The organism is Limibacter armeniacum (assembly GCF_036880985.1).
Classification (GTDB): Bacteria; Bacteroidota; Bacteroidia; order Cytophagales; family Flammeovirgaceae; genus Limibacter; species Limibacter armeniacum.
The window spans coordinates 13,726-26,502 of the sequence record NZ_JBAJNO010000001.1 but is presented as its reverse complement, the minus strand read 5'-3'; the positions used below and the strand labels follow the sequence as shown (position 1 = coordinate 26,502).

The 12,777-nt window shown below is 41.2% G+C and carries 10 protein-coding genes; 7 read left to right on the top strand and 3 right to left on the bottom strand.

What is annotated here, in order from left to right:
* Positions 1-30: 30 nt before the first annotated feature.
* The 3 genes from V6R21_RS00095 to V6R21_RS00085 all read right to left on the bottom strand — a co-directional run bounded on the left by V6R21_RS00095 (position 31) and on the right by V6R21_RS00085 (position 5,668).
* Positions 31-2,811: an alpha-mannosidase gene (locus tag V6R21_RS00095; protein ID WP_334239723.1), complete on the bottom strand. Its 2,781-nt coding sequence runs from the start codon at positions 2,809-2,811 to the stop codon at positions 31-33.
* A 51-nt stretch (positions 2,812-2,862) separates the two neighbouring features.
* A complete protein-coding gene (locus V6R21_RS00090) occupies positions 2,863-4,239 on the bottom strand; it encodes an HAD family hydrolase (protein ID WP_334239721.1) in 1,377 nt (458 codons plus the stop codon).
* Between the two features lie 184 nt (positions 4,240-4,423).
* Entirely contained in the window at positions 4,424-5,668 is a 1,245-nt protein-coding gene (locus V6R21_RS00085) for a DUF3370 family protein (RefSeq protein WP_334239719.1), read from the bottom strand.
* Positions 5,669-6,007: 339 nt separating this feature from the next.
* On the opposite strand from V6R21_RS00085, the gene V6R21_RS00080 reads away from it, so the two are divergent.
* The 7 genes from V6R21_RS00080 to V6R21_RS00050 all read left to right on the top strand — a co-directional run bounded on the left by V6R21_RS00080 (position 6,008) and on the right by V6R21_RS00050 (position 12,751).
* Positions 6,008-6,886 (top strand): helix-turn-helix domain-containing protein, encoded by an 879-nt coding sequence (locus tag V6R21_RS00080; protein ID WP_334239717.1) that lies wholly within the window; start codon positions 6,008-6,010, stop codon positions 6,884-6,886.
* Between the two features lie 183 nt (positions 6,887-7,069).
* Positions 7,070-8,017 (top strand): aldo/keto reductase, encoded by a 948-nt coding sequence (locus V6R21_RS00075; protein ID WP_334239715.1) that lies wholly within the window; start codon positions 7,070-7,072, stop codon positions 8,015-8,017.
* Between the two features lie 270 nt (positions 8,018-8,287).
* Positions 8,288-9,163: a nuclear transport factor 2 family protein gene (locus tag V6R21_RS00070; RefSeq protein WP_334239713.1), complete on the top strand. Its 876-nt coding sequence runs from the start codon at positions 8,288-8,290 to the stop codon at positions 9,161-9,163.
* 124 nt (positions 9,164-9,287) lie between these two features.
* A complete protein-coding gene (nfsB, locus tag V6R21_RS00065) occupies positions 9,288-9,944 on the top strand; it encodes an oxygen-insensitive NAD(P)H nitroreductase (protein WP_334239712.1) in 657 nt (218 codons plus the stop codon).
* A 263-nt stretch (positions 9,945-10,207) separates the two neighbouring features.
* Positions 10,208-11,152, top strand: coding sequence for an NADP-dependent oxidoreductase (locus tag V6R21_RS00060; protein ID WP_334239709.1), 945 nt, complete (start codon positions 10,208-10,210; stop codon positions 11,150-11,152).
* Between the two features lie 34 nt (positions 11,153-11,186).
* Positions 11,187-11,564, top strand: coding sequence for a nuclear transport factor 2 family protein (locus V6R21_RS00055; protein WP_334239707.1), 378 nt, complete (start codon positions 11,187-11,189; stop codon positions 11,562-11,564).
* A gap of 314 nt (positions 11,565-11,878) precedes the next feature.
* Positions 11,879-12,751 carry a family 16 glycosylhydrolase gene (locus V6R21_RS00050; RefSeq protein ID WP_334239705.1) on the top strand — a complete coding sequence of 291 codons (873 nt, stop codon included), beginning with the start codon at positions 11,879-11,881 and terminating at the stop codon, positions 12,749-12,751.
* Positions 12,752-12,777 lie beyond the last annotated feature (26 nt).

Below are 12,777 nucleotides of genomic sequence, written 5' to 3'. Positions count from 1 at the left end.
AAACTGTCGCTTTCACAAAACCTATCATCCCTATTTAAACTCAACCTTAACTGTTACAATTTTCTTTGCTCCCAACTCCAACTCAAAGCTTTGCTGACCTGATAGCTGCAAGTTTTCAATTTCTTTCTCTTCCAGTGTCATCAGTGTTGCTGACGCCAGCTCAAAACCAAAGTTGACAGCTGTCTTTTGGGTTGCTTCAGTTGGATTGAATATCCTTAACACAGCGGTACGCTCCTGATCGCTTTCAGCCTTCTTCAATGCAGAAAACTGGATATCCTTATTTTCGATGTTCAAGAATGAAGTACTGGTACCCAAATTACCGTTTAGTGGTCCTGTCTGAATCAGGCGTACCTCATAGTTGAAATCCAATGCTTCTGTATATACATTACCTTCTGTCCAGTCTCCCTGATGCGGATAGAAGGACAGGCGGAAGCTTTGTTTACCCAAACACTGTGAACCTTTCTCATGGGTATAGTCCTGCTCTGCTGCTGGGTTGATGATAAACTCAAACCCTCTCAACAATGTGATGGCAATAGTCTTATCCTGATCTTCCAGCACCTCATATTCCTTCAGACCATCTACCAGAATAGCTGCCCCTTTCTTGCCATCTGTTAGATCAACAAACTGGTGCATCGGGAAGTCATACATTGGTTGTTCTACCCATTCCGTTGTATCTGGTCTTTCCAGTGATCGTTTCACCACATCAAACTGTCCCTCGCCAAAGGAATGTGTAGCCCCTGTCAATCCTGTCGGGAACATGATACGCAGGCGGTGACTCTCCACCTTGTTATCCATCTCGATTTGGAAGTCCACTCGCTTGGCATTTTTGGTCAGGGTTACCAATAAGGTTACGGGTACATCCGTTACATTTCCATTTTCTGCTTTGCGGTCAGAAAGGTTATTGTACAATGAAAGTGTATGCCTGATGGCTACAGTAGCAGACAGTGCACCATTCTCCAGCACCTCGATCTCAGGTTTTGCTTTTTCAGTGGTCACAAATGGTGCTGTTGGAGTATTGACCCATGCATGCCCCGCTTCACCTTCATCATACAGGTAAGCGATCTCATTATATTCCGTACCTGATAATTTTTCTATGACATTCAGTGTACCATTGGCATTGATTGTCACCTTCAGGAAACTGTTTTCCATTACAGGCTGTGACAATACTGTCACCAGTCTATCTTTTGGCTCTAATACCAGTGCCTTTGGCTTGATGCGGAACGCTTTCATTCCAAACGCAGGAAGATCAGTCAGTTCTACATAGGCACGGTAACGAACCATATCAAAGAACATCGGACGGTTGGTCATTTGCTCTAGTACATGCTGCTGTGGCATACGCTCTATCAGCTGGCAGTTAAGCACCTTTCCGTCTTCATCCACAATTTCGAACCCTTCCTGATCAAACTCCACCGGAATGTCCAGATAGGCTTCCACCACGGTGGTTCTATTGCTGTTGTTCGGGTTGACTGCCACCAAGAATACTTTGTCGTTCACTTGCTCCTCCGAAGGATCCACCAGCCTGTCTGTATTCAGTTGCAGTACTGAATGTTTCATCGCACGTTCAAACACCCCTCTTGAGATTTCGATCACCTCCTTGTAGCGGTGCATCATGTCATCATGGATGGCATCCAGTGAGCAACCACCAATGGAATCATGTGCTGCATTCTGCAATACTTTTTCCCAAGCGATATCTAAGTACTGGTCGCGGATGTCACGTCCCTGCAATCCAGAGAATACGTTGAACGGCTCTGCATAAAACTGCAACCAACGCTCCGCATCAAAGTTTTTCTGCTTCAGGTACATCCTCGCTGAAGTTGTGTAACCGTACAGGTTACCGCTACGACGGTTTGCCTGAGCCGAACGGCGCTCACCTGTTACCAGTGACAGCTCTTCCTCATTGACACTTTCTGCAATATGCTTTGCATACTCCAGCAATGTGGAATGACGCACATCCAGGTTCATCTTTTCCTTAATATCCTTGATGATCTGTACTGTTTTGCCATTCGGACCTGAAGAGTCGTGTCCTTCCATCCAGATCTTATGCGGTGTCGTGAAATCGTGGTCCTGCTCCTCACGTAACCTGTTAGCCCAAGGCTCCAGTGTTTCAGGATAATACCCTTCGACTGGAGCTACAATAAAGAAGTCCTCATCTTGCTGCTGCCTGTCAGCGAAGTGGAATGGGGTCCCACCTTTTGACCACTTGTACTCCACCTCCCAAGGGTCTTCATTGTGTACCGCATTGCGGTAGATATAGAAATAGAAATTGTATCTCGGCATAGTAGAGAAACGTGAAGACACCATACGTGTGCCGTCTGCACCTTCCCACATAAACTCTGACCTAGGAGACTCCAGTGCATTGATGCCCCTGTAGAACATGATCAGGTCAATATTGAACTGCTTGTAAAGCTGAGGCAACTGAGAGATTTGTCCCCATGAGAATGGAGAGTAACCGATCTTGGAAACACCACCGTGCTCTGCGCAGACCTTGTGCCCAAGCAGTAGGTTACGGACATGGTTTTCGCCCCCTACCTGAAACTGGTCAGGCAAGATGTACCAAGGTCCGATCAACAGACGGTTCTCCTTCACAAACTGGATGATCTGTTCTTTTTTGTGAGGTTTCACTTCCAAATAGTCTCTCAGGACAATGGACTGGCTATCCAGATGGTATGCCCTGTACTCAGGATCTGATTCCAGAATCCCCAGTACGGCATCCATCATGTCGGTAAGCATTTGTCTGTTTCTTTGGAAAGGAAAACGCCATTCCCTATCCCAGTGTGTGTTCGATATTACGTGATAAACGTTATTCTCCATGGTTTTCTCTATGCTATATTTCTTTCTGATCTAAATAATTGGGTATGGGTATTATGACTGCAATACCTCATTTCGGATAAAAAGCTGTTCTTCGAGCAGTACCTCAGGCACACCGCCCTTGCAAATAAATGTGGCTGCACTCAGGTCATGTCCTGCCGTTTGGGCAAATGGGACAGCAATGCTTAAACCGATACCCGCCGCACGCATGGCAACTGTACCGCTTTGGCTGTCCTCAAAACCTGCTACCTTGTCAAAGTCATTTGGGTGAATTCCCAGTTGGTGAAGGGCTATGCTGTAAAGGTCACGGTGAGGCTTCAACCTGATCTCATTGGAATCAGAAGCTGTTACAAAGCTATCGTACACATTGCGGTAGTCAAATAACTGTTCGGCAATAAACTGCTTGCGTTTCTCAGACACCGCAGATTCCATAATCCATTCCCTGAGTACTGCAAACACCTCCTTGATCACAATATCCGCCTCATAAAAGATGGATGATGTCACCAGTCCAACCTTCAGTGGCTGTTGCTCGAATTGACAACTCAATTCAATCAGTCTGTTTGTCGTATAGTTGATATCAGTATCGGAGAAACTAACTCCCCGTTTCTTATTGTAAGTTTCAATCAGCTCCGGAAGCAGGTTTTTGATCTCTTCACCTAGCCAACCTTTCATCATCAGCAACAGTACACCTACTCCCGGCATTGGCTCAATCAGATGCTGACCTTTTTCCACATGACCAAATACTTCCTTTTGTACCTCATCACCTTGATTTAGCCTGATCATCTCCAGCAACTCATGATAACGCTGATAGTATATGTCAATCCCCATAGCCACAAGCATATCATCAGAGAAGTCTTCCAGTTTACCAGCATAGGTAGACACGAAGTAGACATTTGCATCTTCGCGACTATATTCTTCCTGTGACACAAGCTGTAGCAATGCCTGATCCTTTGCCATCTGACCAATGCCAAGTTTCAACAGGTTCTGCTCCACTTCCTGCTTTCTTTTTTGGTCTTTGCCGCATACGAGCGTCCAAACCACTGCATCCAGAAATGCCGTTACAATTGCCTCTTTCTTGAAAGTATCACCGTATTGACCTAACAAATACTCCACATGCTTGGTCGTGCTGTTGCCAATCACGTTCGGATAGTCCACTACCTTGTCAAGTCCTTCCCATAGAGTCTTATCCATGCGGTCACCCATTTTCCGAACCATGTATTCCAAGGCGTGCAGGCAAATCTCTTCCGTTGTAGTGGTGGTTCCATCCATGTCCATCACCACAGCCTTCAGTATTGCAACACCCTGTTCCTGCTTGGGAGCCAAGGCATACAATTCGTAAGAAGGAAATACAAACTCAGGGTTCTTGACCTTTGCGAACTGCTCTCCCAGCTCCATCACCATTGCCGAAGCATTGTGCTTATCTACTATCATAAATAAAGTGTTATCAAATCTGGATTTCTGATAGGAGGAGCTACATAAGTGATAGTTGTACTCTTTAAAGGTGAGTATTTTTTAAAAAAAAGAGGCTGCCCTTTGGTATGGAGCAGCCTCAGAAACATATAGAAATCTATATACGGCCTTTTGCAGATAGCCTTCACTGACTACCTGTTAGCTTTTAGTTCACTTGTAAGATAAGTTGTTGACCGGTGGTGATAAGCCCCGGAATATAAAAATCCAAATTGCCATTAAAGTTACCTCCTGCTGGTACATTCCAAGTAGCCAGCCACTGGCGAGGTGCTGTTGGTGTAGTATAGATGTTTTTGACTACTCCATTCATCTTCAATGGGCCATTATAAGTAAATGATGGGCTGTTGACACTATTCGTATAATTGGAAGCAAAGTACAAGGTCACTTGTTTGGCTGTACTATTTGGATTGTGCATCGCCAAGGTAATATCATATTGATGACCATAATTACCATACGTTTTCTCAGCTGAATCGGAAAGTCGAACTACGGATGGTGCATTCTGGTCCTGCAAGTAGACTCCATTAAAAGCAAACTTGCTGCTTGTATTTAAGGCAAACCCGATATACGACTGGGAAGCAGGCAGCGTGATATCTGTACTTCCTTCCCATCCACTATTGGCATATACGCCAGCTTCACGCCCATAAGCATTTGGGTTAGGAGAATATATATCTCCAGTAGCAGGCCCACCTTGGGATTTGTTGATGGCATCGGTCAAACTTCCATTAGAAGTCACTACAGTGTACACATAAGCACCAGCACTTGCCGTAATCTCAAAACGACCATCAATCATATTACCGTTAGGTACTGGTAGCTTGGCTACTTCGTAAGCTTTATAGCTATTCAAAGTTACATTGGAGAAAGAAGTACGTGGCGTATTGTTCAACCAATCTTTAGCCACATGAAAGCTCTGTCCTGTACCAGTCCCCTGAAGAGGCTTTTCTGAGTTGGTGTACATAGACCCTTTTCCAGAGATCGTGATGGAAGAGGCATTTGGATTCGTTACCAGTACATGCAGATACTTCTGACTTCCTGACTGATTAATATGAAACAGATAGACAGGTATGGTTCCAGAAACAGGGTATGCTGCTCCACCACGAGTAGCATCCGTACGCGAGTTTTGCATTAACCAACCTGTTCCTCTAAATATTTCGGGGTTGTTACTTTTCCAGATCTTATTGCCTGAAAGCCCTCCTCCCAAATCTTCTAACTGGTCCTGAGGTACAATTCCAGAAATAGAGCCAGCTGTCCAATCCGATTGCGAAACAGCCATTCTGAGGTTATGTTGAGCATCAGGCTGTTCATTGATTTCCTGTTGCAATTGCTCTTCCTGATGACAAGCATTCAGGAACAAAGTACTCAATACCAAAGTGAGTACAAACGTTACTTTTTTCATCTTAATAATTTGTTGTTGTAATTCAATAAATAACTTATTGCTAAGAGGTTAGTAACTGTAAATTGTACTCTTATTTAGATGTTTACTTTAAAAAAATTTTATCTTATAGAGACTAATCAGCAACAGATAAGTTATACAGAAGTCATAACTCTAACCTATATTCTCTTATTCTTAAAAGAATATAGATTTTGCTCAAAATACAGTCAGACGCAAATGGTAATAAGCTATTTATTTTGGATCTCTGAGGCTAAAATATAGTACAGTTGGAAAGGTTAAAAACAATCAATAAAGTCTATTGTTGTAACTTCATCAATAAGCTATTACAATGATAAAACAGAAGTGAAAGAAACCGTACCACAAATTAAGTTCAGCAATAAACGTAAGGAGAGTCAGTTTGATTTTATCTGTCTCGAAGAGTTGTATGCACGCAAGGAGTTAACGCATACACTTTTTGATTTCCAACAGATTGACTTCTATATGCTACTTTTCTTTACAGATGGGCAAGGTATACACACGATTGACTTTACAGATTACACTTACCATAAGGGAACTATTCTAAGTATCAGGAAGGATCAAATTCATAAGTTTTTTAAATCCAGTGCAAAAGGTTATCTGCTGCTTTTCACTGAAGATTTCCTGTTCCAATTTTTCAACCACTCAGAAGTACTTAAAAGTCTACAGCTCTTTAATGAGCTAATCACTTCTCCAAAAATTGAGTTGGATAAAAATGCATATGCCACTTTCATTAAAATTATTGACGAGATAGGTCACGAATATTTTGATATTCAAGATGAATACTCCTTAGGTACTATCAGAAGCCTAATGCATATCCTGTTCTCCAAGATTCTAAGAATCAAATCCAAAGACAATCAAATATTGGAAGGGAAAAAGTATCTGGCAGAATTTACCCATTTTCAAGTGTTGGTTGAGCAACAATGCTTAAAAACCAAAAAGGTAGCCGATTATGCAGACCAGATGGCTGTAAGTACCAAAACCCTTAATAATATTACCCAGCGGATTGTACATAAGCCTGCCAAAACCTTTATTGATGAGATTGTAATGACACAGATCAAACGATTGCTGATCAATACAAAACTGACTGTAAAAGAAATTGCCTACGAATCGGGTTTTCAGGAACCTACCAACCTGTACAAATTCTTTAAAAAGCATACAGATGTTAGCCCTGAGGTATTCAGACAGACTTATCAGATTGGGTAACTTTCCCATTTTCACAGTTATAAATCAATTTTGTATAACTATTTGGCTTGGTTGATAAGCTACCTTTGAAACATCATTTAATATGATATATTTCGTACATTTTTACTGATAACAGTACTCGCAAAATATTGGATTTCAGAAGGCTACCAAGCCATCTAAAACAGCAATAAAAACCAGATAATTATGAACAACAGAATTAAAATAAGCAATACAGATTTAGAAGTAGGCCGCATCAACTTCGGAGGCAACGTTTTTGGTTGGACTCTGGACGAGCAAAAGTCATTTGAAATCTTGGATGCATTCACGGCTGAAGGTTTCAACTTTATTGATACTGCCGACACTTACCCATGGTGGGTAAATGGTAAAGGCGAACTTTCTGAAACCATTATCGGAAAGTGGATGAAGTCAAGAGGAAACCGTGATGATTTAGTCATTGCAACTAAAGTGGGATCTGAAACAAAAGAGCATGGCTATGATATCAGTAAAGCACATATTCTAAAATCTGTAGATGAGTCTCTGCAACGCCTGCAAACAGATCATATCGACCTGTATTATACCCACTTCGATGATAAAAGTACACCCATTGAGGAAACCCTTTCTGCCTATGATGAGGTCATAAAAGCAGGGAAAGTACGCTATATTGCGGCTTCTAACCTCTCCCCTAAAAGATTAGAGGAGTCATTTGAGATAGCAGAAAAGAAGGGGCTTCCGAAATATGTCGCCTTACAGCCACACTACAGCTTGGTTGAAAGAGAAGGATATGAAAATGACTACCTGCCATTGGTTGAAAAATATGGATTGACAGTGTTTCCATATTGGTCACTGGCTGCCGGATTCCTGACAGGCAAATACCGCTCTGAAACAGACCTAAGTAAAAGTGTTAGAGGTGAAGGCGCCAGAAAATACCTTAATGAAAAAGGGTTTACCATCTTAAAAGCACTTGATGACATTTCGGTCAAGCATAATACTAAACCGGCAACGGTAGCACTGGCTTGGTTATTAGCGCAGCCACACATTGGCGCTCCTATTGTAAGTGCTACAAGCCAATCACAGCTAGAAACACTTTTTGCTGCACCTAAAATAGCATTGGATCAAGGTGACCTAGACATGTTGGATAAAGCAAGTAAATAAATAAACATTGATTGAAAACAACCTAACAACAAAAAGCCCTCTTATATAATCAATTTATAAGCGGGCTTTTCCTATCCTTTTTACTTGCATATAAAGCCACTCATATACTTTCAAGTACCTGCCACACTTATATAGTTTTCAGATTCAAATGAAATAGAGTCTATAGAGTAAACATTCCCATTTTTACAGTCTTAAGTCAATTTTGTATAGCTAACCGAATTGGTATTCCGCCTACATTTGTATTATCAATTTATTAATAATCAACAAGGTATGAATCACAAATTATTTCTAGCATCAGCTATTGCTTCCTCATTGTTTTTGGGGAGTTGTAACTCATCTGACGATAATAACATTGACTCTGAAAACATGGAAAAGGACAATCCGAAAGTAATCGCACTGAAGGCACAAGATGCGTTCTTTAAAGATTATAGTACTGAAGGCGTTGAGACTTACTTTGCCGAAAATTACATTCAGCACAATCCTTATGTACCAACAGGACGACAGACTGTTATCGATTTTCTTCCTGCCTTACAGCAAGCAGGTACTACTGCCACAACACATCGTATCTTACAGGATGGCAATTTGGTGGTGATGCACAATACTTATAACAATGCAGAAGCATTTGGAGCAAAGGAAATTGTCACATTTGATGTATATCGTGTAGAAGAAGGCAAAGTAGCGGAGCATTGGGATAATATCTCTCCGATTGTAGAAGAGACTGCAAGCGGTCGTTCACAGTTTGACGGTCCAACCGAGATCACAGATAAAGAAAAAACAGCAGAGAACAAGGAACTGGTGAGCAACTTTGTGAACGATATCCTGATGGGACATGATCCCAATAAAATTACAGACTATATCAGCACAGAAAAATACTATCAACACAATGTCGCTATTGAAGATGGTCTGGATGGACTGGGAAAAGCCATCGATTATCTGGTATCTCAAAATGACATGTTTACCTACCGCACACTACACAAGGTATTAGGTGAAGGTAATTTCGTTTTTTCCATGAGTGAAGGAGATTGGCATGGAAAGCCTCATGCATTTTTTGACCTCTTCCGTATTGAAAATGGCAAGATTGTCGAGCATTGGGATGTGATTTCAGAAATTCCAGCTGAAATGGCACACGAAAACGGAAAATTTTAATTTTCAATCAGTTAAACTATCACGAATAGGGTTGTGTGTATAAGGTTTTAGGATCCATCATACAAGACTATTCGTGATTCACATTTGATATTTCAATCAGACTAAATCAATAATCGATCAGAACATGAATATTTTAGAAACATTGAACTGGCGTTATTCAACAAAAGAATTTGATCCGAATAAGAAAATTTCAGAAAAGGATTTTGAAGTAGTAAAAGCATTATTACGTCTGAGCCCTTCCAGCACCAATATTCAACCTTGGCATTTCGTGATTGCTGATACGCAAGAAGGTAAGGCACGTATCGCCAAGTCAGCACATGGTTTTTACCAGTTCAATGAACCAAAAATAATGGATGCTTCATATAGTGTTGTTTTCTGTGCGAGAACAAGTGCTGATGAAGAATATATGCACCGATTACTAGACAAAGAAGATAAGGATGGTCGTTTTGCAGATCCAAAATTCAAGGAGATGATGTATGGAGGCAGAAAGATATTTGCAGACATGCACCACTACGATTACAAGGATTTTCAGCATTGGATAGAAAAGCAGGTATACCTCAATATGGGTAATTTCCTGTTAGGCGTAGCGGCAATGGGTATCGATGCCCTACCTATGGAAGGGGTTGACCTGAAGGTATTGGACGAGGAATTCGGATTGAGAGAAAAAGGATTTACAGCACTAGCAGTTGTTTCAATTGGCTACCGTAAGGATTCTGATTTCAATGCCATTTTGCCAAAGTCCAGACTTCCTGAAGAAGAAATCTTTACAGTGCTTTCGTAACTGTAAATAACGATATATCAATCTCAAAGCAGAGATCGGAAGGTCAATCTATGGAAGATTTCTCATTCAGGATTACCTTTCGATTCTCTTATTTTCGACAAATCCATTATAATGGGCACGTCCATTGAATGACACCTTAAAAATAAGTGTTTTATCACTGATGTGCTTTCCCCGACACTTCCCATTTGTAAGCACACTACAAATTACAATCAACCAACTCTATACAGTATTCGATTCTTACAGTAACTCTTAAACCCAAAATAATGATGAAAGCATTCGTATTGGAAAAAGCAGGACCAGCAGAAAACCTGAAAATCAAAGAAATAGACAAACCACCCCTAAAAGAGGGTGAAATTTTGGTAGCTGTAAAAGCTATTAGCATCAATCCAGCTGACGTAAAAATCAGGGCAGCAGAGGAAGGTATCAAGTCCATGTATGCAGGTGCTGAAAACATTATCCTCGGGTGGGATATTGCTGGTACAGTCGAGGAAGTAGGTTCAGGTGTCACTCACTTTAAGAAAGGCGACAAAGTCTTCGGTATGGTGAACTTCCCCGGTCAGGGAAATGCCTATGCCGAATATGTGGCAGCTCCTGAAAATCAAATGGCAAAAATACCTGACAATGTCTCTTTTGAGGAGGCCGCAGCCACTACCCTTGCAGCTCTGACAGCTCTTCAAGTATTGGAAAACAGGGTAAAGAAAGGCGATCGTGTCCTGATTCAAGCGGGATCAGGGGGAGTAGGACATTTTGCCATTCAGATTGCCAAATACTATGGCGCCTACGTGATTACAACCGCATCAGGCAATAACAGGGAATTTGTGATGTCATTGGGGGCTGATGAACATATTGATTATCAGAAACAAAACTTTGTGGATATTTTGTCAGATATCGATTTTGTCTTGGATGGCATAGGCGGCAAAGTATTAGAAGATTCTATCAAGGTGCTAAAAGAAGGTGGAACCATTATTTCTCTACCTACATCAAAAAAAGTGTTGGAAGAGATGGAAGCAAAAACGGAGAAAAAGATTCATACCATTCCACTGTTGGTACATTCTGATAGAGCGGGGATGGTTACCTTAAGTCAATTTCTAGCGGACGGTACCTTAGAACCTACCATCTTTAAAACATTTCCTTTTGACGAGATGCAGGAAGCCCATAAGGAGGTGGAAGCCGGAAGAACAGTAGGCAAAATAATCGTCACCCTTTAAAATCAGCTGATTATCAACTAAAAGAATCTTCAATATGAATCTGGAAAAAAATAAAGAAAATGCGATTGCCTTTTACCGAATGGCTTACGAAGGTAACCCTCAAAAAGCTATTGAGCTTTATGTTGGCAAAGAATATATCCAGCATAATCCGGATGTACCAGATGGAACTCAGGGCTTTATTGATTATTTTGAAAAGATGCAGAGAGAATACCCTGAAAAGTCAATCCGATTTGTAAGAAGTGTAGCGGAAGGTGATCTCGTCGCCTTGCATACCCATCAGGTTTGGCCCGGTAATGACCAATATGTAACCATGGACTTTTTCCGCTTTGATGAAAAAGGCAAGATCTGCGAGCATTGGGATGCTATTCAGCAAGTTCCTGAAAAGCAGGCGCACCAGAACGGGATGTTTTAATTCATTTTTTAAAATGAAAAAGTACCCCATTGGAAGTAGATCGGCTTTCAATGGGGTTCTTTTTTACCGAATTTCACGAACTCAGACATATTAAAAATTCCCCTTAATATGGGGGACTTTTTTTCATTTACTTCATTGGGGCAATCATAACAATAGATTATTAATAAGTGAAACACTTTTGATTCGAACAGTATTATTCATGCCTTAAAGAATCACCCCTTTAGTTGCCCTATTTTTTCCGCAATGATTCTTGCCTACACTGATAAATTGGGTTTTGTAAAATATTGAATACTCATTTTTTTAATGGCAGCAATATGAATGTACAACAATTTCTAGCGGGAATCTTTTTGTTTGCAGCAGGCAATACTGTCGTATTAGCACAAGACTTAACCATCCCCCCAAAACACTATGTAGACACCGTCAATATTGAAATGAGAGTGGTAAGACAAAACGACCGTTATCCGCTTTCAGATCAAGGCAATAACGGTAAGTGGAAATTGCTGAAAAAACACTCCGATGAATTTGATGGAAAAAGTGTCAACGAAAGTCGATGGTATCCCAACAACCCGAAATGGAAAGGCAGACAACCTACTTTCTTCCATCCATCCAATGTCAGGTTGGAAAATGGTGAACTCATTTTCAGTGTTAACAAACACCAGAATGATTCACTCCCGGAAGGTTTTACTCATACTTCTGGATTTATCAAAAGTAAGAAGAAATTTCTCTACGGCTATTTTGAGGCAGAGATGAAACTGATGGATGCTCCTTGGGTATCGGGTTTCTGGATGACTAACGTAAGCAAGGACTGGTGGACTGAGATTGATATCTGCGAGAATGCCCCCGGTGTAAGTTATAACCGGAATGACCTGAATTCCAACATCCATGTTTTCAGGACACCTAAGGATAAAGGGGATATTCAGAAGCATTTTTCCAGAACCAAAAAGTACTATATCCCTTCAGAACTGCAACAAGATTACCATGTATGGGGACTTGAATGGACACCTGAATACATCCGCTTCTACATTGACGGCATCCTGTTCAGGGAAGCTAAGAATACCCACTGGCACCAGCCATTGGAAGTCAATTTCAATAACGAATCCAACAAATGGTTTGGTGCACTTCCGGACGATCAGCGACTTGATGGGCAATTTAATGTGAAGTACTTCAGAGCTTGGGAAGCCAACTAATATTGATGAATTGAGAAGGGCATATA

Excerpts from the sequence above, each read along its gene's own strand:
- V6R21_RS00095 (WP_334239723.1), bottom strand. The coding sequence starts at position 2,811 with ATGGAGAATAACGTTTATCACGTAATATCGAACACACACTGGGATAGG.
- V6R21_RS00090 (WP_334239721.1), bottom strand. The coding sequence starts at position 4,239 with ATGATAGTAGATAAGCACAATGCTTCGGCAATGGTGATGGAGCTGGGA.
- V6R21_RS00085 (WP_334239719.1), bottom strand. The coding sequence starts at position 5,668 with ATGAAAAAAGTAACGTTTGTACTCACTTTGGTATTGAGTACTTTGTTC.
- V6R21_RS00075 (WP_334239715.1), top strand. The coding sequence starts at position 7,070 with ATGAACAACAGAATTAAAATAAGCAATACAGATTTAGAAGTAGGCCGC.
- V6R21_RS00070 (WP_334239713.1), top strand. The coding sequence starts at position 8,288 with ATGAATCACAAATTATTTCTAGCATCAGCTATTGCTTCCTCATTGTTT.
- nfsB (WP_334239712.1), top strand. The coding sequence starts at position 9,288 with ATGAATATTTTAGAAACATTGAACTGGCGTTATTCAACAAAAGAATTT.
- V6R21_RS00060 (WP_334239709.1), top strand. The coding sequence starts at position 10,208 with ATGATGAAAGCATTCGTATTGGAAAAAGCAGGACCAGCAGAAAACCTG.
- V6R21_RS00055 (WP_334239707.1), top strand. The coding sequence starts at position 11,187 with ATGAATCTGGAAAAAAATAAAGAAAATGCGATTGCCTTTTACCGAATG.
- V6R21_RS00050 (WP_334239705.1), top strand. The coding sequence starts at position 11,879 with ATGAATGTACAACAATTTCTAGCGGGAATCTTTTTGTTTGCAGCAGGC.